This window comes from Streptomyces silvisoli, from assembly GCF_029269905.1.
Lineage (GTDB): Bacteria > Actinomycetota > Actinomycetes > Streptomycetales > Streptomycetaceae > Streptantibioticus_A > Streptantibioticus_A silvisoli_A.
In genome coordinates, this window is record NZ_JARJBC010000009.1 from 236,173 (window position 1) to 256,725 (window position 20,553).

The window sequence follows — 20,553 nt, forward strand, 5'->3', positions numbered from 1 at the left end:
GGTTTACTCCTCCGGCTCATCGGCCGCGGACGGTGTGCCCACGGCACTCTCGGCTGCCTGGGCGTCGGCCTCGTCGATCTCTTCGACTTCCTCGCCCGCCTCGGCGTTGCGGGCGATGCCGACCACGGCGTCCCGCTTGCCCAGGTTGATCAGTTGGACGCCCATGGTGTCACGGCCCGTCTCCCTGACCCCGTTGACCCGCGTACGGATCACACCGCCGCCGAGGGTGATGGCGAGGATCTCGTCGCCCTCCTCGACCACCAGCGCGCCGACCAACGAACCCCGGTCCTCCACGATCTTGGCGGCCTTGATGCCGAGGCCGCCGCGGCCCTGGACCCGGTACTCGTCCACCGGAGTGCGCTTGGCGTAGCCACCGTCGGTGGCGGTGAAGACGAACGTACCCGCCCGCACCACATTCATCGAGAGCAGTTCGTCGCCTTCGCGGAAACTCATACCCTTCACACCGGATGTCGCCCGGCCCATCGGCCGCAGCGCCTCATCCGTCGCGGTGAACCGGATGGACTGCGCCTTACGGCTCACCAGCAGCAGGTCGTCCTCCGGGGAGACCAGCTCGGCACCGATCAGCTCGTCCTCGCGGCCGTCCTCCATCTCGCGCAGGTTGATCGCGATGACGCCGCCGGAGCGCGGGGAGTCGTAGTCCTTCAGCGGGGTCTTCTTCACCAGGCCGGACTTGGTGGCCAGCACCAGGTAGGGCGCCGCCTCGTAGTTGCGGATGGCCATGACCTGGGCGATGTGCTCGTCCGGCTGGAACGCCAGCAGGTTTGCCACGTGCTGGCCGCGGGCGTCCCGTCCGGCGTCCGGCAGCTCGTACGCCTTGGCCCGGTAGACGCGGCCCTTGTTGGTGAAGAACAGCAGCCAGTGGTGGGTGGTGGTGACGAAGAAGTGGTCGACGATGTCGTCCTGCTTCAGTTGCGTACCGCGTACGCCCTTGCCGCCGCGCTTCTGGGAGCGGTAGTGCTCGGTCTTGGTGCGCTTGACGTAGCCGCCACGGGTGATGGTGACGACGATGTCCTCCTCGGCGATCAGGTCCTCGATGGACATGTCGCCGTCGAACGGCACCAGTTGGCTGCGCCGGTCGTCGCCGAACTTCTCCACCAGCGCGGTGAGTTCCTCGCTGATGATGCCGCGCTGCCGCTCGGGGGAGACCAGGATCGCGTTGTACTCGTTGATCTTCGCCTGGAGGTCGTCGTGCTCGGCGACGATCTTCTGGCGCTCCAGGGCGGCCAGGCGGCGCAGCTGCATCTCCAGGATCGCGTTGGCCTGGATCTCGTCGATCTCCAGCAGGCCCATCAGGCCCTCACGCGCCACCTCGACGGTGTCGCTGCGCCGGATCAGCGCGATGACCTCGTCGATGGCGTCCAGCGCCTTGAGCAGACCGCGCAGGATGTGGGCGCGCTCCTCGGCCTTGCGCAGCCGGAACTTGGTGCGCCGGACGATGACCTCGATCTGGTGCGTCACCCAGTGCCGGATGAACGCGTCCAGCGAGAGGGTGCGCGGCACCCCGTCGACCAGTGCCAGCATGTTGGCGCCGAAGTTGGTCTGCAGATCGGTGTGCTTGTAGAGGTTGTTGAGCACGACCTTGGCGACCGCGTCCCGCTTGAGCACGATGACCAGGCGCTGGCCGGTGCGCGAGGAGGTCTCGTCGCGGACGTCGGCGATGCCGCCGATCTTGCCGTCCTTCACCAGGTCGGCGATCTTCTGCGCCAGGTTGTCCGGGTTGACCTGGTACGGCAGTTCGGTGACCACCAGGCACTGGCGGTTCTGGATCTCCTCGACCTCGACCACCGCGCGCATGGTGATCGAGCCGCGCCCGGTGCGGTACGCCTCCTCGATGCCGCGGCGGCCGACGACCAGGGCGCCGGTCGGGAAGTCCGGCCCCTTGATCCGCTCCAGGAGGGCTTCCAGCAACTCCTCGTTGGAGGCGTTCGGGTTGGCCAGGTACCACTGGGCGCCGTCGGCCACCTCGCGCAGGTTGTGCGGCGGGATGTTGGTGGCCATTCCGACCGCGATACCGGCCGAGCCGTTGATCAGCAGGTTCGGGAACCGGGACGGCAGGACCGTCGGCTCCTGGTTGCGCCCGTCGTAGTTGTCCTGGAAGTCGACGGTGTCCTCGTCGATGTCCCGGACCATCTCCATCGACAGCGGGGCCATCTTGCACTCGGTGTAGCGCATGGCCGCCGCCGGGTCGTTGCCCGGCGAGCCGAAGTTGCCGTTGGAGTCGACCAGCGGCATCCGCATCGCCCACGGCTGCGCGAGGCGGACCAGCGCGTCGTAGATCGAGGCGTCACCGTGCGGGTGGTAGGTACCCATGACGTCACCGACGACACGGGCGCACTTGTAGAAGCCCTTCTCCGGCCGGTAGCCGCCGTCGTACATCGCGTACAGCACACGGCGGTGCACCGGCTTGAGGCCGTCGCGGACATCGGGCAGCGCGCGGCTGACGATCACGCTCATCGCGTAGTCGAGGTAGCTGCGCTGCATCTCCGTCTCGAGCCCCACGGGCTCGACGCGGAGCCCGACGCCCTCGACGGCGGCGGGTCCGCCCTCGGGCGTGACGGGAGTCGGGGAGCCCTCAGGAGTGATGGGGGTCTCGTCGGCCATTGCTGGTCAAATCCTTTCGCGCTACGGGCAGTTCGGGGGCCGACTCGACTCAGATGTCGAGGAAGCGGACGTCCTTGGCGTTGCGCTGGATGAACGAGCGCCGTGCCTCGACGTCCTCGCCCATCAGCACCGAGAACAGGTCGTCCGCCTGGGCCGCGTCGTCCAGGGAGACCTGGCCGAGCACCCGGTGGTCCACGTCCATGGTGGTGACCCGCAGTTCCTCGGCGTTCATCTCACCGAGGCCCTTGAAGCGCTGTACGGAGTCGTCCTTGGTGCGCTTGCCCCGCTGCCGCCCGAGTTCGATCAACGCGTCGCGCTCGCGGTCGGAGTAGGCGTACTCGAAGTCGTCCTTGCCCCACTTGATCTTGTAGAGCGGCGGACGCGACAGGTACACGTGCCCGGCCTCGACCAGCGGGCGCATGAAGCGGAACAGGAAGGTCAGCAGCAGGGTGTTGATGTGCTGGCCGTCGACATCGGCGTCCGCCATCAAGATGATCTTGTGGTACCGGAGCTTGGAGATGTCGAAGTCCTCGTGCACACCCGTGCCGAAGGCCGAGATCAGCGCCTGGATCTCCTGGTTCTGCAGGATCTTGTCGATCCTGGCCTTCTCCACGTTGAGGATCTTGCCGCGGATCGGCAGGATCGCCTGGTACTCGGGGTTGCGGCCGGACTTGGCCGAGCCACCCGCGGAGTCACCCTCGACGATGAAGATCTCGCACTTGGCCGGGTCGTTGGACTGGCAGTCGCTGAGCTTGCCGGGCAGGGACGCGGTCTCCAGCAGGCCCTTGCGCCGGGTCAGGTCACGGGCCTTGCGGGCGGCGACGCGGGCCGTGGCGGCCTGGATCGACTTGCGCACGATGTCCGCGGCCTCGCTGGGGTTGCGGTCCAGCCAGTCGGTGAGGTGCTCGTGCACCACCTTCTGTACGAAGGTCTTGGCCTCGGTGTTGCCCAGCTTCGTCTTGGTCTGGCCCTCGAACTGCGGCTCGCCCAGCTTGACCGAGATGATCGCGGTCAGACCCTCGCGGATGTCCTCACCGCTGAGGTTGTCGTCCTTCTCGCGCAGCAGCTTCTTGTCCCGGGCGTAGCGGTTGACGAGCCCGGTCAGCGCTGCGCGGAAGCCCTCCTCGTGGGTACCGCCCTCGTGGGTGTGGATGGTGTTCGCGAAGGAGTAGACACCCTCGGTGTACTGGGTGTTCCACTGCATCGCGACCTCGAGGGAGAGCATCCGCTCCTTGTCCTCGGCCTCGATGCTGATCACCGAGGGGTGGACCACCTCGCCCTTGCGGGAGTTGAGGTACTTCACGAAGTCGACGATGCCGCCCTCGTAGTGGTACCGCACCGACAGCGGGTTGCCGCTCTCGTCGACGTGCTCGGGGCGCTCGTCCGTGAGCGCGATGGTCAGCCCCTTGTTGAGGAACGCCATCTCCTGGAAGCGCCGGGACAGCGTCTCGAAGGAGTACTCGGTGGTCTCGAAGATGTCCGGGTCCGCCCAGAACGTCACCGAGGTACCGGTCTCGTCCGTCGCCTCGTTCTTCTGCAGCGGGGCGGTGGGCACGCCGAGCTTGTAGTCCTGGGTCCAGCGGTAGCCATCCCGCTTGACCTCGACGGTGACCTTGGTGGACAGCGCGTTCACCACGGAGACGCCGACGCCGTGCAGACCGCCGGAGACGGAGTACCCGCCACCGCCGAACTTGCCGCCCGCGTGCAGCACGGTGAGCACCACCTCGACGGCGGGCTTGCCCTCGGACGGCACGATGTCCACCGGGATACCGCGGCCGTTGTCCACCACGCGGACCCCGCCGTCGGCCAGGAGCGTCACGTCGATGGTGTCGGCATGCCCGGCCATCGCCTCGTCGACGGAGTTGTCGACCACCTCCTGGACGAGGTGATGCAGACCACGCTCGCCGGTGGAGCCGATGTACATACCGGGGCGCTTGCGGACCGCGTCGAGGCCTTCCAGGACGGTGATCGCGCTGGCGTCGTACGACGCGCCTCCCGGCGCCGCGTCGGTGCCCGTTGTGGATGTATGGATCTCGTTGTGGTTGCCGGAATCGGCCACGAAGCGCCCTTTCTGGCACAGCACGAGCCGACTCCGGGCGTGCAGGAGCGGCTGCGTCGTTCGACATGTTCCGCTGGGGTTCCCCTGCCGAAGGCTGGGGGTGGGCGGTTGTCCCCCAGTCTACCGGTAGCTGTGACATAGATGGGGGTTTGGCGGTACCTGAGTTCGCATGTGCCGCCCGAAGAGGCCTTGCGCCGACTCCCCATACGCGGACCTGGCCTCTGAGACGCTCACAACGGCGCTCAGGGCTTCGGGGCGGTTACTTTGAGCACCTGCGCCGAGCCCCGGTTCCGCGCCGGGCGCCCGATGAGACGCACGTCACCCGTAGGTGTCCCCGGGACCGGTGCTCCCTGGAGCGCGCAGCCGCCCGTAAGAGCGGGCGGGGCCCGACGGTCCCAGGACCTTGATCAACTTTACGGTGCCGTGGCCCAGGTCCGCATTGAGCCTGGCCACCAACTGAGGTGCCAGCAGCCGCAGTTGGGTCGCCCACGCGGTGGAGTCGCAACGTACGGTGAGGACCTTCTCCTCCTCGTCGTAGCGCTGCGGCTCGCAGTGCCTGGCCAGATCCTCGCCGACGATCTGCGGCCAGCGGCCCATCACCCCGCCGACCGCGGCCGGGGCCTCCCAGCCACGTTCGGTGATCAGCCGGCTGATCGCGGCGCCCAGCGGCAGCGGATCGCGCCCGTCCGCGCGGGCGCCGCTGCGCAGCCCGCCGCGCCTGGCCTGCTTCTTCTGCTGCGCGGCGGCGCCCCGGGCGCGCGCCTGCTCCTTTGCGGCGCGCAGCGCGACGCGGGCCAGGTCGACACCGGACAGCTGAGGCTCCGGGGGCTGCTCGGTCATCGCCGCTCCACCGTGCCCTCGGCCACCGTGAAGCGGGCGCCGGCCAGCACACCGGGCACATCGTCGTCCACCGCGGCGGTGACCAGCACCTGCTCGCCGGGGGCGACCAGTTCCGCGAGCCTGTCGCGGCGTCTGGCGTCCAGCTCGGCGAAGACGTCGTCCAGGACCAGCACCGGCTCGCCGCCCGGCCCGCCCTCCGCGCGCAGCAGGTCGTACGAGGCCAGCCGCAGCGCCAGCGCGTACGACCAGGACTCGCCATGGCTGGCGTAGCCCTTCGCGGGCAGCCGCCCCAGGTTCAGCAGCAGGTCGTCGCGGTGCGGTCCGACGAGGGTGACGCCGCGCTCGATCTCCTGGCCGCGCACCCCCGCGAGGGCGGCCAGCAGCGCCTCGTACAGCTCGTCGCGGGTGGTGGCTTCCGTTTCGCCCGCCGAGTTGCGGTACTCGAAGCCGATCGGGCCACCGCCGGGGGCCAGTTGCTCGTACGCCTTGTCGGCGAGCGGCAGCAGGGCGGCGATCAGGTCCAGCCGCTGGGCGAGCAGTTCGGCGCCGGAGCGCGCCAGGTGCTGGTCCCACACGTCCAGCGTTGACATATCCATGGAGCGGCCGCCGTGCCGCCGGGCCAGCGCGGCGGACTTCAGCAGGGTGTTGCGCTGCCTGAGCACCCGGTCGTAGTCCTGCCGCACGCCCGCCATCCGCGGCGCGCGGGCGGTGATCAACTCGTCCAGGAAGCGGCGGCGTTCGCCCGGGTCGCCCTTGACCAGGGCCAGGTCCTCGGGGGCGAACAGCACGGTGCGCACGATGCCCAGCACATCGCGCGGCCTGACCTGCGAGGAGCGGTTGATCCGGGCCCGGTTGGCCCTGCCCGGGTTGATCTCCAGCTCGACCAGCTGCTGGCGGTCGCCGTGGACGACGCTGGCCCGGACCACGGCCCGCTCCGCGCCGAGCCGGACCAGCGGGGCGTCCGAGGCGACCCGGTGGCTGCCCAGGGTGGCCAGGTAGCCGACCGCCTCAACGAGATTGGTCTTGCCCTGGCCGTTGGGGCCCACGAACGCGGTGACGCCCGGGTCGAGCGGGACCTCGACCCGGGCATAGGAGCGGAAGTCGGCGAGCGACAGGTGCGCTACGTGCATCGCGTTGCTGTGGCGCGGGGCCGCGCCGACCTCCCCTTTTCCTGCTTGGTGGCTACTTGTCCGCGTCGGCCGACTCGACCGCGTGGCCGCCGAACTGGTTGCGCAGCGCGGCGATCATCTTCATCTGCGGGGAGTCGTCCTGGCGCGAGGAGAAGCGGGCGAACAGCGACGCGGTGATCGCGGGCAGCGGCACCGCGTGGTCGATGGCGGCCTCCACGGTCCACCGGCCCTCGCCGGAGTCCTGGGCGAAGCCGCGCAGCTTCTCCAGGTGCTCGTCCGAGTCCAGCGCGTTGACGGCCAGGTCGAGCAGCCAGGAGCGGATCACCGTGCCCTCCTGCCAGGAGCGGAAGACCTCGCGGACGTCGGTGACCGACTCCACCGCCTCCAGCAGCTCCCAGCCCTCGGCGTAGGCCTGCATCATGGCGTACTCGATGCCGTTGTGCACCATCTTGGCGAAGTGGCCCGCGCCGACCTTGCCCGCGTGCACCGCGCCGTGCTCGCCCTCCGGCTTGAGCGCGTCGAAGATCGGCTGGACCTTCGCGACGTTCTCCGGGTCGCCGCCGTACATCAGCGCGTAGCCGTACTCCAGGCCCCACACACCGCCGGAGACACCGCAGTCCACGAAGCCGATGCCGCGCTCGGCCAGTTCCTTCGCGTGCTTCTCGTCATCCGTCCAGCGCGAGTTGCCGCCGTCGACGATCACGTCGCCGGGGGAGAGCAGACCAGCCAGCTCGTCGATCGTCGCCTGGGTGGCCTCCCCGGCCGGGACCATCACCCACACGACGCGAGGGCCCTGCAACTTGTCCACCAGAGCCTTCAGGCTGGGGACGTCGGCGAGGTCCGGGTTGCGGTCGTAGCCGATGACGGTGTGGCCGGCGCGGCGGATGCGCTCGCGCATGTTTCCGCCCATCTTGCCGAGACCGATGAGACCGAGCTCCATCACAGATCCTTCGTTCAGACGTGCCTGACCTAGTCCCGAGCCTAGCCCCGGGCCGGGCACCCGACCCGGGGCGGTGGGCGGTTCCGGCGGTGCGGCCGGGTTGTGGCGTTCGCCACTTCTGCTGCTTCCCAGAGTGGGAGCTTTGAGACGGCCTGTGGGCGGTTGGCTCGGTAGGAGCGCCGTCGGGCGGCTCGCCGCCGTGGTGACAGCGACGAGGAGTCCGCCGCGACGGCGAGCGAACACGATGGCGGGGGCCGTCGGTCTGCTGGGTGGCACGCATCCGATGCCCAGCCGGCCCGGACGCGCGCCACCGACACTTGGCCGCAAACGCGCCCGTGGGCTCAGCCCGACAGACGCACCGGCATGATCAGGTACTTGTACGACTCCACCGCTTCCGCGTCGACCGCGGGCTTGCCGCTGAGCAGGGCGGGCTTGGTGGACGTGGTGAACGACAGCTGGGCGACCGGGGAGTCGATCGCGCTCAGGCCGTCCAGCAGGAAGGTCGGGTTGAAGGCGATCGAGATGTCCTCGCCCTCCAGCTGCGCGTCCACCCGCTCCACAGCCTGTGCGTCGTCGCTTGAGCCCGCCTCCAGCGTCAGCACGCTGTCGGTGAAGCTCAGCCGGATCGGCGTGTTCCGCTCGGCCACCAGCGCGACGCGCTTGACCGCCTCGACGAACGGGGCGGTCTCGATGACCGCTACCGACGCGAACTCGGTCGGGAACAGCGTGCGGTACTTGGGCAGGTCGCCTTCCAGCAGCCGGGTGGTGGTGCGCCGTCCAGCGCCCTCGAAGCCGATCAGGCCCTCCCCGGCACCGGAGCCGGCCAGCGCCAGCGCCACGGTGTCGCCGCTGGTCAGCGCCTTCGCGGTGTCCAGCAGGGTCTTGGCGGGGACCAGGGCGACCGCGGACAGGTCCGGGGTCTCCGGCTTCCACAGGAACTCGCGGACCGCGAAGCGGTAGCGGTCGGTGGCGGCGAGGGTGACCGTGTCCCCCTCGATCTCGATCCGCACACCGGTCAGCACCGGCAGCGTGTCATCGCGTCCGGCCGCGATGGCGACCTGGGAGACGGCGGCGGCGAAGACCTCGCCGGGCACGGTGCCGGAGGCGGACGGCATCGCGGGCAGTGCCGGGTACTCCTCCACAGGCAGGGTGTGGAGTGTGAATCGCGAGCTGCCGCACACGACGGTCACCCGCACCCCGTCGGTGGAGATTTCCACAGGCCTGTTGGGAAGTGCGCGCGAGATGTCGGCGAGCAGCCGACCGGACACCAGGACGGTGCCCTCCTCGTCGATCTCCGCCTCGACCGAGACCCGCGCCGAGACTTCGTAGTCGAAGGCCGACAGGCTCAGCTGCCCGTCCTCGGCCTTCAGCAGCAGACCGGCGAGCACGGGCGCCGGTGGGCGGGCCGGGAGACTGCGGGCCGCCCAGGCCACTGCCTCCGCGAGTACGTCGCGTTCCACCCGGAACTTCACCGGAACCGCCTCCTGCTGTTGCTGGCCGTCTGTGCCTGGCCGTCTCTCGTCTCATGGCCATCTGCCGGAGAACAGTCTGACGCACGCCACCGACAACAGGTGCGGCTTGGGGTCAAGCCGAGCTTCCCGGTGTCGAGCGCTCCTCGGCGAAGTTGTGCACAGGCCCCGCTTCGATCTTGCTTCCCCGGTATCTCTACGTGGTCGTAGTAATAGGGGGTGTGGATACCGTGGATAACCGGTTCCAGCGCAGGTCAGGGCGGATTTTTTGTCCACCGGGGCTGGGGACGGAGCCGGTGGACAACCAGCCGTCTCTGTGGACGGCCGGAAGTTGTGCACACGCGATGCACAGACAGGCCCTGGTTCTCCCCAGTCTCGTCCCCAGGAATACCCACGTTCTCCCCAGCCCAACCAGTGGACTTGGTGTGACGCCTTTCACTCCATCCGGCGACTGTCCCCGTTTCCTTGCCGAACAGTGGACAGAGGTGTGGAGAAGCCGGTGGAAGCTGTTCATAACTGGCCACAGCCTGTGGGCGAGCAGTGGACAACCGCCAACGGCCGTTGTGGAAGAGGGCGTTGTCCACAACCTGTGGAAGGCGGTTAGCCACAATTCCACACGCCGCTGACCTGGGAGGATGGCGCTTCGACGGGCTTGCCTGTGGAGGCAGTTGGGACAACTTCGTACTCCCCAGCCTGTGGACAGCCAAATCCGGCGGAACCTGTGGAGTACTGCCACACCGAGCCAAGGATTCGAACAACAAGAAGCGCCCTGGAAGTGAACTTCCAGGGCGCCGACGGTGAATCCGCGCTGCGTACTCAGGACTTGATGCGGTTGGTCAGCTCCGTCACCTGGTTGAAAATGGACCGCCGCTCGGCCATCAGCGCCCGGATCTTGCGGTCCGCGTGCATCACCGTCGTGTGGTCGCGACCGCCGAACAGCGCGCCGATCTTCGGCAGCGACAGGTCGGTCAGCTCCCTGCACAGGTACATGGCGATCTGCCGCGCGGTGACCAGGACCCGGCTGCGGGACGAGCCGCACAGGTCCTCGACGGTCAGCCCGAAGTAGGCGGCCGTCTCCGCCATGATGGCGTTCCCGGTGATCTCCGGAACCACGTCCTCCCCGCCCGGGATCAGGTCCTTGAGGACGATCTCGGTCAACTGGAGGTCCACCGGCTGCCGGTTGAGACTGGCGAACGCCGTCACCCGGATCAGCGCGCCCTCCAACTCGCGGATGTTGCGCGAGATCCGGGAGGCGATGAACTCCAGGACCTCCGGCGGGGCGTTGAGTTGCTCCTGAACCGCCTTCTTGCGCAGGATCGCGATGCGCGTCTCCAGCTCGGGTGGCTGGACGTCGGTGATCAGTCCCCACTCGAAGCGGTTGCGCAGCCGGTCCTCCAGGGTCACCAGCTGCTTGGGCGGCCGGTCCGAGGACAGCACGATCTGCTTGTTGGCGTTGTGCAGCGTGTTGAAGGTGTGGAAGAACTCCTCCTGCGTCGACTCCTTGCTCGCCAGGAACTGGATGTCGTCGACCAGCAGGATGTCCATCTCGCGATAGCGCTTGCGGAACGCGTCGCCCTTGCCGTCCCGGATGGAGTTGATGAACTCGTTGGTGAACTCCTCCGAGCTGACGTACCGCACCCGGGTGCCCGGGTAGAGGCTGCGGGCGTAGTGCCCGATCGCGTGCAGCAGGTGGGTCTTGCCCAGGCCGGACTCGCCGTAGATGAACAGCGGGTTGTACGCCTTCGCCGGGGCCTCGGCGACCGCGACCGCCGCGGCGTGCGCGAAGCGGTTGGAGGCGCCGATGACGAAGGTGTCGAAGAGATACTTCGGGTTCAGCCGGGCCGTCGGCTCACCGGGGCCGGTCGCGGGCGCGGGCTGGGCGGCCAGCGGTCCGGGGGCACCGCTGGGCGGCGCCGGCAGCGGATCCTGCGGGCGGCCGCCGCCGTGCCGCTCGGTGGGCTGGCGCTGCTGGTAGCCGGGCTGCTGCTGTCCGTAGTCTCGCTGCGGGACCGGGGGGTACGGGTCGCGCTCGGCGAAGCCGCCGTGCCGCTGCCAGCTCTCGGCGCCGGAGTGGCCGTCGTCCTGGGGCCGCGCGTGGTTCTGGGCGTGGCCGTACGCGTCCGGGGCGCTCGGGGCGGCGGGGCGCGGCCAGCCGCCGGTGGTGTCGCGGCCGGTGGGGTAGTCGGGGTAGGCGCGGCGGATGACCGGGCCGTCGCCGCCCGGGCGGCCGTACTCGTCCCACTGCCCGCGCTGCTCGCCGTACGGGGCGGCGGGTGCCTGCGGAAGGGGCGGTGCCGGGGCGGGCGGGGTCTGCGGGGCCGCCGAGTCGGTGCTGGCGTCCACGGTGATGGCGATGCGGATCGGGCGGCCGAACTCGCGGCTGAGGCCCTCGGTGATCAACGGCAGCAGGCGGCCCTCCAGCACGCCCTTGGCGTACTCGTTGGGCGCGGCCAGCAGCGCGGTGTCGGCCACCAGCGCCAGCGCCTGGCACACCTTGAGCCACCGCTGGTCCTTGGCCTCGACGCCTTGGCCCTCGGCGAGGAGCTGTTCGAGCACCCGGGGCCATACTGCGGCTAGATCGGCAGTTACATCAGCCACAGTGCACGCTCTCTCGCTCGGTGGGTGGGCTCGCTCGGTGGAATTGAGAGGGCGCCGACGTGTCCCACGAAGGTGTGGTTCTCGGGAAGTGCGGGAAGTATGTCGGGTTGGTTCGGCGGAGGTTCCTGAGTCCAGCCACGGTAGTCAGCGCCCCGTCTGTGGTTCAAGTCGTTGTCCACAGGGTGTGTACAAATGTGCCATGCGTCAGCGGGGCCTGCTTCAGTGGGTCGGGGTCGGCGCGTCGTCCCGGGGGCAGCCGGTTTGACCGGATGGCTCAGCCGCGCGTACCGTAACCAGGTCGAGTTGTCGATGGCTGCTGCCGCCTGCCTTACGAAGGGCACAGATCACTTCAGGTGACTGGTAAGCGGTACACCTAAAGGCGTATCGCGAGAGCTTCGTGGGCGCACGGTGACAGCCAAGCGACGCCCCACACACGTCTCGGACGAAGCGGACGAGACACCAAGCATTCCTGGAGTCCCCGAGTGAGCAAGCGCACCTTCCAGCCGAACAACCGTCGTCGCGCGAAGACCCACGGCTTCCGGCTGCGCATGCGCACCCGTGCCGGGCGCGCCATCCTCGCGACGCGCCGCAGCAAGGGCCGCGCGCGCCTGTCCGCCTGATCGCACGGGTCATGCCGTGCTGCCCACCGAAAACCGGCTGAGGCGGCGCCAGGACTTCGCGACAGCGGTACGGCGAGGGCGCCGAGCCGGACGCCCACTACTCGTCGTGCACCTGCGAGACAGTGACATCACGGACCCGCACGCTACGGGGGGGAGTGCTCCCCCGGCGCGTGCGGGTTTCGTCGTGAGCAAGGCCGTGGGCGGAGCCGTCGAGCGGAACCGGGTGAAGCGCCGACTGCGGCACCTGGTTCGCGAACGGTTGTCCGAGCTGCCCCCAGGTAGCCTGGTGGTTGTACGGGCATTGCCCGGCGCCGGCGCCGCGGATCACTCTCTCCTGGCCCGCGACCTGGACGCCGCATTGCGGCGGCTACTGGGGGGGAGGGGCGCGCGATGAAATATCCGTTGATGTGGCTCATCAAGCTGTACCAGTGGACGATCAGCCCGCTGCTAGGGCCGGTCTGCAAGTACTACCCCTCCTGTTCCCACTACGGGTACGAGGCCATTGCCGTGCACGGCGCGGTCAAGGGCACGGCCCTGACCGCGTGGCGCGTCCTGCGCTGCAACCCGTGGTCCCTGGGCGGTGTGGACCATGTTCCGCCGCGCAAGCGACCACCGTGGCACGCTCGACTGCGCGAGGCGCTACGGAAATCCGCCGGCGGGCACCCCGCCGTTGAAGCCAACAGGGCGACCGAGACCCAGCCCACTGCCCAAGGAGCCTGATCTGTGGGAACGATCCTGAGTCCCCTCTATACCGCTGTTTCGTGGATCATCGTTCAGTTCCACTCGTTCTACAGCCTGATCTTCAACCCTGACAGCGGTTGGGCGTGGGGCCTGTCCATCGTCTCGCTGGTGGTCCTGATCCGGATCTGCCTGATCCCGCTGTTCGTCAAGCAGATCAAGGCGACGCGGAACATGCAGGTGCTCCAGCCGAAGATGAAGGCGATCCAGGAGCGCTACAAGCACGACAAGCAGCGTCAGTCCGAAGAGATGATGAAGCTGTACAAGGAGTCGGGCACCAACCCGCTCTCCAGCTGCTTGCCCATCATCGCTCAGTCGCCGTTCTTCATGGCGCTGTACGGCGTGCTGCACAACATCGCCAGTGGCCACCAGGTCGGCGTCATCCACGCGGAGCTGCTGAACAGCGCCCGGCACGCGCACATCTTCGGCGCGCCGCTGTCGGTGAAGTTCACCGACAGCGCCAGCAAGGTCATCTCCCTGGGCGCCTCCCCGACCGATGTGCGGATCGTCACGATCGTCATGATCGTCCTGATGTCGGCGTCGCAGTTCTACACGCAGCGCCAGCTGATGACGAAGAACGTCGACATGACGGCCAAGACGCCGTTCATGCAGCAGCAGAAGATGCTGATGTACGTCTTCCCGGTGATGTTCGCCGTCTTCGGCATCAACTTCCCCGTCGGTGTCCTGGTCTACTGGCTGACCACCAACGTGTGGACCATGGGTCAGCAGATGTTCGTCATCCGCCGCAACCCGACTCCGGGCAGCCTCGCCTTCAAGGAGCGCCAGGAGCGTCTGCGGGCCAAGGGCAAGCTCGTCGAGGAGCCGAAGGCCGCCGCCCGGACCACCGAGGGCGGTCAGCCGGTCAAGCGCCAGCAGCCCAAGCGGCAGACCAAGGCCCAGCGGCAGTCCGGCTCCGGCCAGGCCGCGGCCGTCGGCTCGGCGAAGGACGACACGGGGTCCGATGCCGCGCCCAAGCTGGACAAGGAGCCGGAGGACGCCAAGCCGTCCGCTGGCTCAGCGGGGCAGCCCAAGGGACAGCCCAAGGGCGGGCAGCGCAAGGGCCAGCAGCGGTCCAAGCACCCTTCGAAGAAGTAGCGCCGGAAGAATCCGCGCCCAGCGAGCGCAGCGCAAATGGATAGGAGTCCATCCGTGACGGAAGGCAACACCCCCGTCGTCGAGGGCGAGGACGCCCTGACCCGCCTTGAGCAGGAAGGGGAGATCGCCGCCGATTACCTCGAGGGCCTGCTGGACATCGCCGATCTCGACGGCGACATCGACATGGATGTCGAGGGCGACCGGGCCGCCGTCTCGATCGTCGGCGACTCGGCCAGCCGTGACCTGCAGAAGCTGGTCGGCCGGGACGGCGAGGTGCTGGAGGCGCTGCAGGAGCTGACCCGTCTGGCGGTGCACCGGGAGACCGGTGACCGCAGCCGCCTGATGCTGGACATCGGTGGCTTCCGGGCCCGCAGGCGCGCCGAGCTGACCGAGCTGGGCGCCAAGGCGGCGGAGGAGGCCAAGGGCACCGGTGAGCCGGTCAAGCTGCGGCCGATGACGCCGTTCGAGCGCAAGGTCGTGCACGACGCGGTGGCGGCGGCGGGGCTGCGCAGTGAGTCTGAGGGTGAGGAGCCCCAGCGTCGAGTGGTCGTCCTCCCGGCCTGACGCTGTACGCACCATGTTGGACGGCCCCGCCTGGGGGCCCGGGGGCGCCCGGGCGCAGGCGGGGCCGACACTTGTCAGTCTGCTAGTCGGGCCCTGACCGCGCCGCGGTACGGGCACCGTGGAACTGAAGGGACGGCCCCGTGACGGAGGCAGCCGCCGAGCTTCCCCCCGCGCCCCAGCAAGCGCACACGATTTTCGGCGACCGGTTCGCTGATGCCGTGCGGTACGCAGAACTGCTCGCCGACGCCGGGGTGCGCCGAGGTCTGATCGGCCCGCGTGAGGTTCCTCGGCTGTGGGAGCGGCATCTGCTGAACTGCGCTGTGCTCTCCGACGTGGTCCCGCAGGGGGTCTCGGTGTGCGACGTGGGCTCGGGCGCCGGGCTGCCTGGCATTCCGCTGGCGCTGGCGCGGCCGGACCTGCGGATCACGCTGCTGGAGCCCCTGCTGCGGCGGACGACCTTCCTGGAGGAGGTCGTGATGCTGCTGGGGCTGGACAACGTCTCGGTGGTACGTGGCCGGGCCGAGGAGATGATCGGCCACCTTCCGCCGGTGGACGTGGTCACCGCTCGAGCGGTGGCACCGCTGGACCGGCTCGCGGGCTGGGGGATTCCGCTGCTGCGGCCGCACGGCGAGATGCTCGCGATCAAGGGCGACACCGCGGAGGAGGAGCTGAAGGCCGCGCGTGCGGCGCTCAGCAAACTCGGCGCGGTGGAGACGTCCGTGGTCCAGGCGGGTGTGGGATTGATGGATCCGCCGTCCACCGTGGTCCGGGTGCTGGTCGGCGAGAGTCCGGGTGGAGTGCGCGCCGCGACTCGTCGGGCCAAGGCGGCTCGGGCGAACCGCCCGGGGAATGGCGGTCGGCGGCGTCGCTGACGGCCTCTGTGCTCCATACAAACGGCCAAAACTACATATATCGGAGTGTCGTGAACTAAACGGACATCCTTCTGTGCATCGTGTTTCACGTGAAACGTCGCTCACTGCTGCCAGGAATCCTCAGCCGTGGCCGCGCGGCGGCCGAGGCGCGCACACGGAAGCCCCACCCTGCGGTGGACTCATCCACAGATTCATCCACAGGAGAACGGGCCTCACTGGTTCACGACCCGGAAAGCATGGCAGGCTCTGTGCATCGCGAGCCTGCAGCCGAGGAGAGTGAATCCTTGCGGTCCGACGCCAATACCGCGGGACCGATGACCGACCCGGTCCCCGGCCCCCGTAGTGAACCGACAGGGGAGGGTGTTTCACGTGAAACGCTGCCTCCCATGGACGACACCCCGATCGGCCGGGCCGCCCAACTGGCGGTAGAGGCACTGGGAAGGGCTGGTGAGGGGCTTCCCCGGCCGGAACAGACCAGAGTGATCGTGGTCGCCAACCAGAAGGGCGGGGTCGGCAAAACCACGACAACGGTCAACCTCGCCGCGTCACTCGCCCTGCACGGCGGACGGGTTCTGGTCGTCGACCTGGACCCGCAGGGCAATGCCTCCACAGCGCTGGGCATCGACCACCACGCCGAAGTCCCCTCGATCTACGACGTTCTGGTGGAAGGCCGGCCGCTCGCCGAGGTGGTGCAGCCGGTCCCGGATGTCGAGGGGCTGTTCTGTGCGCCCGCCACCATCGACCTGGCCGGTGCCGAGATCGAACTGGTCTCGCTCGTGGCCCGGGAGAGCCGTCTCCAGCGCGCCATCGAGTCCTATGAGCAGCCGTTGGACTACATCCTCATCGACTGTCCGCCCTCGCTGGGTCTCCTGACGGTCAACGCCTTGGTCGCCGGCGCCGAGGTGCTGATCCCCATCCAGTGCGAGTACTACGCCCTGGAGGGCCTTGGGCAGTTGCTGCGGAACGTGGACCTGGTCCGCGGCCATCTCAATCCCAAGCTGCATGTGTCGACCATCCTGTTGACCATGTACGACGGACGCACCAGACTCGCCGCGCAGGTCGCCGAGGAGGTACGCAGCCACTTCGGCAAGGAGGTGCTGCGTACCAGCATTCCGCGTTCGGTGCGCATCTCCGAGGCACCCAGCTACGGACAGACGGTCCTCACCTACGACCCGGGCTCCAGCGGGGCGCTCTCCTACCTTGAGGCCGCCCGGGAAATGGCGCTCCGCGGTGTCGGCAGAGGCGCCGAGTATGACGGACAGCACGCGCACATGGCGCGCCAGGACAATGAGTACGACCAGCACAGCATGTCGGAGGGGATCAAGTGAGCGAGCGACGCAGAGGGTTGGGGCGGGGGCTCGGTGCGCTGATTCCTGCTGCGCCAACGGGGTCCGACAAGTCCGGTCCCGCCGTGGGAACGGCGGTCACCTCACCGTCCGCGGTGCCCGTGCTCACGCCGGAGCGCGGGGTCGCGGCGGCCAAGGTCGCCGGGCTGGTGGACCGGGGTACGCGCGAAGCGTCACCGGTGACCGACCTTCCCGTTTCACGTGAAACCGAGGCCGCTGCCACCGAGGCCGCACCCGCCGAGGTGGCCGGAGCGCACTTCGCCGAGCTGCCCATCGACTCGATCTCCCCGAACCCGCGGCAGCCCCGTGAGGTCTTCGACGAGGACGCACTGGCCGAACTGGTCACCTCCATCAAGGAAGTCGGCCTGCTCCAGCCGGTCGTGGTGCGCCAGACCAGCCCTGGGCACCATGAGCTGATCATGGGTGAGCGCCGTTGGCGGGCCTGCCGTGAGGCGGGCCTTGAGCGCATCCCCGCCATCGTCCGCGCCACCGAGGACGAGAAGCTGCTACTGGACGCCCTGCTGGAGAACCTGCACCGGGCACAGCTCAATCCACTGGAAGAGGCCGCCGCCTACGACCAGTTGCTTCAGGACTTCAGCTGCACCCATGAGGAACTGGCCGACCGCATCGGGCGCTCCCGGTCCCAAGTCTCCAACACCCTGAGGCTGCTGAAGCTGTCCCCGCCTGTCCAACGACGAGTAGCGGCGGGAGTTCTGTCGGCAGGACACGCACGTGCGCTGCTCGCGCTGGACGACGTCCAGGAGCAGGACCGGCTGGCTCAGCGGATCGTTGCCGAGGGGCTGTCGGTACGCTCGGTCGAGGAGATCGTGGCCCTGATGGGCGCCGAGTCCAGCTCCGCCAAGAAGCCCAAGGGGCCTCGGGCCGGTAGGCGGCTGTCCCCCGCCCTCACCGATCTCGCGTCCCGGCTGTCGGACCGCTTCGAGACCCGGGTGAAGGTCGACCTGGGACAGCGCAAGGGAAAGATCGTCGTTGAGTTCGCCTCGATAGAGGATCTGGAGCGCATCCTCGGGGAGATCGCCCCGGGCGAGGGCCGGGTGCTTGAGCAGGGCCTGGCCGCCGAGTCCGAGCAGGACGACTCGGAGTGAGCTGAGCATTCCGGGACTGACAGGGCGGGTCGCGTTCGTGGAACGCGACCCGCCCTTTATGGGCCCTCGGTATCGGGCAGGTCGCGACCCGGTTACGATGCGGGTGGGTATGGCGCTCCACGGTGAAGGGAAGCCCATGCGATCGGTGAGCCGCACTCTGCTGGGACACGGCTGGCGCAAGGCCGCGCTGGTGGCCACTGGGTTGGGTCTGGGGGCGGTCGGCGGCTTCGTCGGCAGCCTGCTCAAGGAACGCGAGGCGCTGGACGCGGCGCTTGCGGCAGCCGCCCTCCACCCCGTCGAGGACGCTCTGTCCAGCCGCCGGACAGGGGCGCGGCTCCTCACAACGGCGGGGCCGACCGACCGTCCGCTAGAGATGAGGGCCTGAGGCCATGGGGCGTCGGCTCGTACCGCTTACGTTGGACAACCTTCCGGATCTGCCCAAGCGTTGCCGCTCCTGTGTGTTCTGGGAACTCGACCCGGTGAGCGGTGAGGCGGCGGCGCAGGCGGGCAAGCCGGAGTTGGAGAAGGAAGCGTGGATCTCGGCCGTGCTGCTGGAGTGGGGCTCCTGCGGCAGGGTCGCCTACGTGGACGAAGTGCCGGCAGGGTTCGTGCTCTATGCCCCGCCCGCCTATGTGCCGCGGTCCCTGGCGTTTCCCACCAGTCCGGTCTCCCCTGACGCCGTGCAGTTGATGACCTCGCGGGTGCTGCCCGGGTACCAGGGACAGGGGCTCGGCAGGGTGCTGGTACAGACGGTGGCCAAGGACCTGGTGCGGCGCGGGTTCAAGGCGATCGAGGCCTTCGGTGACGCGAAGTGGGAGGAGCCGTGCTGCATGCTGCCCGCGGACCATCTCACGGCGGTGGGTTTCAAGACGGTCCGGCCCCATCCGCGGTACCCGCGGCTGCGCCTGGACCTACGGACCACCATCTCCTGGAAGGAAGATGTCGAGATGGCCATCGACCGGCTGCTCGGCGCCGTCCAGAAGGAACCAGCCCTCCGGCCGTTGTAAGCGCGGTTTCACGTGAAACATGGATGAGGGGGCGCCCGATGGGCGCCCCCTCATCCATACGCTGGGCCGAGATCAGCCGATGAACGCGTCCAGGTCGCGCTCGAGCGCGGCCTTCGGCTTGGCGCCGACGATCGTCTTGACGACCTCACCGCCCTTGTAGACGTTCATCGTCGGGATCGACATCACGCCGTACTTGGCGGCGGTGGCGGGGTTCTCGTCGATGTTGAGCTTGACGATTTCCAGCTTGTCGCCGTGCTCCGCGGCGATCGCCTCCAGCGAGGGAGCGACCTGGCGGCACGGACCGCACCACTCAGCCCAGAAGTCGACCAGTACGGGCTTGTCGCTCTTGATGACGTCCTCGTCGAAAGAGGCGTCGGTTACGGACTTGAGAGCCACGGCTTTTCTCCTCAGTGTTGCTGTGTGCGGGGTGGGTCAAGTGAAGCGGATCAGATGGCAGCAGCCGACTTCTCCGGCTCTGCGGACTTCTCGGCGTCATTCAAGGCGGCCAGGTACCGCTCGGCGTCCAGTGCGGCGGCACAACCGGTACCGGCCGCGGTGATCGCCTGACGGTAGGTGTGGTCGACCACGTCACCGGCCGCGAACACACCAGTGAGGTTGGTGCGGGTGCTGGGCGAGTCGACCTTGAGGTAGCCCTCGCCGTCCAGCTCCAACTGCCCCTTGAACAGTTCGGTACGCGGGTCATGGCCGATCGCGATGAACAGGCCGGTCACCGGCAGCTCGGAAGTCTCACCGGTCCTCACGTTGCGCAGGGTGAGACCGGAGAGCTTGCCGTCGCCGTGGAGTTCGGCGACCTCGCTGTCCCAGACGAACGAGACCTTCGGGTCGGCGAACGCCCGCTCCTGCATCGCCTTGGAGGCCCGCAGGGTGTCACGACGGTGCACGACGGTGACGGACTTGGCGAACCGGGAGAGGAAGGTCGCCTCCTCCATCGCGGTGTCACCGCCACCGATCACGGCGATGTCCTGGTCCTTGAAGAAGAAGCCGTCACATGTGGCACACCACGACACGCCACGGCCGGACAGCTCGTCCTCGGAGGGCAGGTTCAGCTTGCGGTGCTGCGAACCCGTGCTCACGATGACCGCCCTGGCGCGGTGTACGTTGCCCGCCGAGTCGGTGACGGTCTTGATCTCGCCAGTGAGGTCCACCGCCGTCACGTCGTCCGCTACCAGCTCGGCGCCGAAGCGCTCGGCCTGGGCCCGCATGTTGTCCATCAGGTCCGGGCCCATGATGCCCTGGGGGAAGCCGGGGAAGTTCTCCACGTCGGTGGTGTTCATCAGCGCGCCGCCAGCGGTGACGGAGCCCTCGAAGACCAGTGGCTTCAAGGAGGCCCGGGCAGTGTAGAGGGCCGCGGTGTAGCCCGCCGGCCCGGACCCGATGATGATCACGTTGCGGACATCGCTCACGGCTGTCTTCCTCGTCTCTGCCGACTGCTGTGGGAACCCTTGCGGAGGCTTCACCCCGCCTAACGGATCCTACGATGCGGGCATTCCCGGGGAGCCCGACCGTCGCCGCTCTCCGTCAGTTCA

19 protein-coding genes are annotated in these 20,553 nt (G+C 68.6%); 10 read left to right on the top strand and 9 right to left on the bottom strand.

The features are described 5' to 3' along the window. Positions 1–3: 3 nt before the first annotated feature. From gyrA to dnaA, 7 genes are all read right to left on the bottom strand, one after another. Positions 4–2,622, bottom strand: a complete 2,619-nt coding sequence (gyrA, locus tag P3G67_RS17215; protein ID WP_269855386.1) for a DNA gyrase subunit A — start codon at positions 2,620–2,622, stop codon at positions 4–6. A gap of 49 nt (positions 2,623–2,671) precedes the next feature. Next, a complete protein-coding gene (gyrB, locus tag P3G67_RS17220; RefSeq protein ID WP_269855387.1) occupies positions 2,672–4,705 on the bottom strand; it encodes a DNA topoisomerase (ATP-hydrolyzing) subunit B in 2,034 nt (677 codons plus the stop codon). A gap of 294 nt (positions 4,706–4,999) precedes the next feature. Continuing rightward, positions 5,000–5,521, bottom strand: coding sequence for a DUF721 domain-containing protein (locus P3G67_RS17225; RefSeq protein ID WP_276094261.1), 522 nt, complete (start codon positions 5,519–5,521; stop codon positions 5,000–5,002). Further along, positions 5,518–6,651: a DNA replication/repair protein RecF gene (gene recF, locus P3G67_RS17230; RefSeq protein ID WP_276094262.1), complete on the bottom strand. Its 1,134-nt coding sequence runs from the start codon at positions 6,649–6,651 to the stop codon at positions 5,518–5,520. The genes P3G67_RS17225 and recF overlap by 4 nt, the downstream gene beginning before the upstream one ends. Positions 6,652–6,703: 52 nt before the next feature. Then, positions 6,704–7,591 (bottom strand): phosphogluconate dehydrogenase (NAD(+)-dependent, decarboxylating), encoded by an 888-nt coding sequence (gnd, locus tag P3G67_RS17235; protein ID WP_269855390.1) that lies wholly within the window; start codon positions 7,589–7,591, stop codon positions 6,704–6,706. Positions 7,592–7,932: 341 nt separating this feature from the next. Continuing rightward, entirely contained in the window at positions 7,933–9,063 is a 1,131-nt protein-coding gene (gene dnaN / locus P3G67_RS17240; RefSeq protein ID WP_269855391.1) for a DNA polymerase III subunit beta, read from the bottom strand. 813 nt (positions 9,064–9,876) lie between these two features. After that, positions 9,877–11,658 carry a chromosomal replication initiator protein DnaA gene (gene dnaA / locus P3G67_RS17245; protein WP_276094263.1) on the bottom strand — a complete coding sequence of 594 codons (1,782 nt, stop codon included), beginning with the start codon at positions 11,656–11,658 and terminating at the stop codon, positions 9,877–9,879. Positions 11,659–12,140: 482 nt separating this feature from the next. Here dnaA and rpmH point away from each other — a divergent pair, with 482 nt between their 5' ends. The 10 genes from rpmH (at position 12,141) to P3G67_RS17295 (ending at position 19,006) form a co-directional block, all read left to right on the top strand. Then, complete coding sequence (rpmH, locus tag P3G67_RS17250) at positions 12,141–12,278, top strand: 50S ribosomal protein L34 (RefSeq protein WP_003975051.1); 138 nt, start codon at positions 12,141–12,143, stop codon at positions 12,276–12,278. Positions 12,279–12,294: 16 nt separating this feature from the next. Next, complete coding sequence (rnpA, locus tag P3G67_RS17255) at positions 12,295–12,672, top strand: ribonuclease P protein component (RefSeq protein WP_269855393.1); 378 nt, start codon at positions 12,295–12,297, stop codon at positions 12,670–12,672. After that, a complete protein-coding gene (gene yidD / locus P3G67_RS17260; RefSeq protein ID WP_276094264.1) occupies positions 12,669–12,998 on the top strand; it encodes a membrane protein insertion efficiency factor YidD in 330 nt (109 codons plus the stop codon). The genes rnpA and yidD overlap by 4 nt, the downstream gene beginning before the upstream one ends. Positions 12,999–13,001: 3 nt before the next feature. After that, positions 13,002–14,111 (top strand): membrane protein insertase YidC, encoded by a 1,110-nt coding sequence (yidC, locus tag P3G67_RS17265; protein ID WP_269855395.1) that lies wholly within the window; start codon positions 13,002–13,004, stop codon positions 14,109–14,111. Between the two features lie 54 nt (positions 14,112–14,165). Then, entirely contained in the window at positions 14,166–14,675 is a 510-nt protein-coding gene (locus P3G67_RS17270) for a Jag family protein (RefSeq protein WP_269855396.1), read from the top strand. Positions 14,676–14,815: 140 nt separating this feature from the next. Then, the gene (gene rsmG / locus P3G67_RS17275) at positions 14,816–15,547 is read left to right on the top strand and encodes a 16S rRNA (guanine(527)-N(7))-methyltransferase RsmG (protein ID WP_269855397.1); all 732 of its coding nucleotides are present in this window, start codon (positions 14,816–14,818) and stop codon (positions 15,545–15,547) included. Positions 15,548–15,783: 236 nt separating this feature from the next. Continuing rightward, on the top strand, positions 15,784–16,875 hold the full coding sequence (locus P3G67_RS17280) for a ParA family protein (protein ID WP_269855398.1): 1,092 nt from the start codon (positions 15,784–15,786) through the stop codon (positions 16,873–16,875). Further along, positions 16,872–17,999: a ParB/RepB/Spo0J family partition protein gene (locus P3G67_RS17285; RefSeq protein ID WP_276094265.1), complete on the top strand. Its 1,128-nt coding sequence runs from the start codon at positions 16,872–16,874 to the stop codon at positions 17,997–17,999. Before P3G67_RS17280 ends, P3G67_RS17285 begins: the two co-directional genes overlap by 4 nt. 136 nt (positions 18,000–18,135) lie before the next feature. Continuing rightward, the gene (locus tag P3G67_RS17290; protein ID WP_276094266.1) at positions 18,136–18,384 is read left to right on the top strand and encodes a hypothetical protein; all 249 of its coding nucleotides are present in this window, start codon (positions 18,136–18,138) and stop codon (positions 18,382–18,384) included. Between the two features lie 4 nt (positions 18,385–18,388). After that, positions 18,389–19,006, top strand: a complete 618-nt coding sequence (locus P3G67_RS17295) for a GNAT family N-acetyltransferase (RefSeq protein WP_276094267.1) — start codon at positions 18,389–18,391, stop codon at positions 19,004–19,006. A 72-nt stretch (positions 19,007–19,078) separates the two neighbouring features. On the opposite strand, the gene trxA is transcribed toward P3G67_RS17295, so the two are convergent. Continuing rightward, entirely contained in the window at positions 19,079–19,402 is a 324-nt protein-coding gene (gene trxA / locus P3G67_RS17300) for a thioredoxin (protein ID WP_269855402.1), read from the bottom strand. A 50-nt stretch (positions 19,403–19,452) separates the two neighbouring features. Next, positions 19,453–20,430 carry a thioredoxin-disulfide reductase gene (trxB, locus tag P3G67_RS17305; RefSeq protein ID WP_276094268.1) on the bottom strand — a complete coding sequence of 326 codons (978 nt, stop codon included), beginning with the start codon at positions 20,428–20,430 and terminating at the stop codon, positions 19,453–19,455. Positions 20,431–20,553 lie beyond the last annotated feature (123 nt).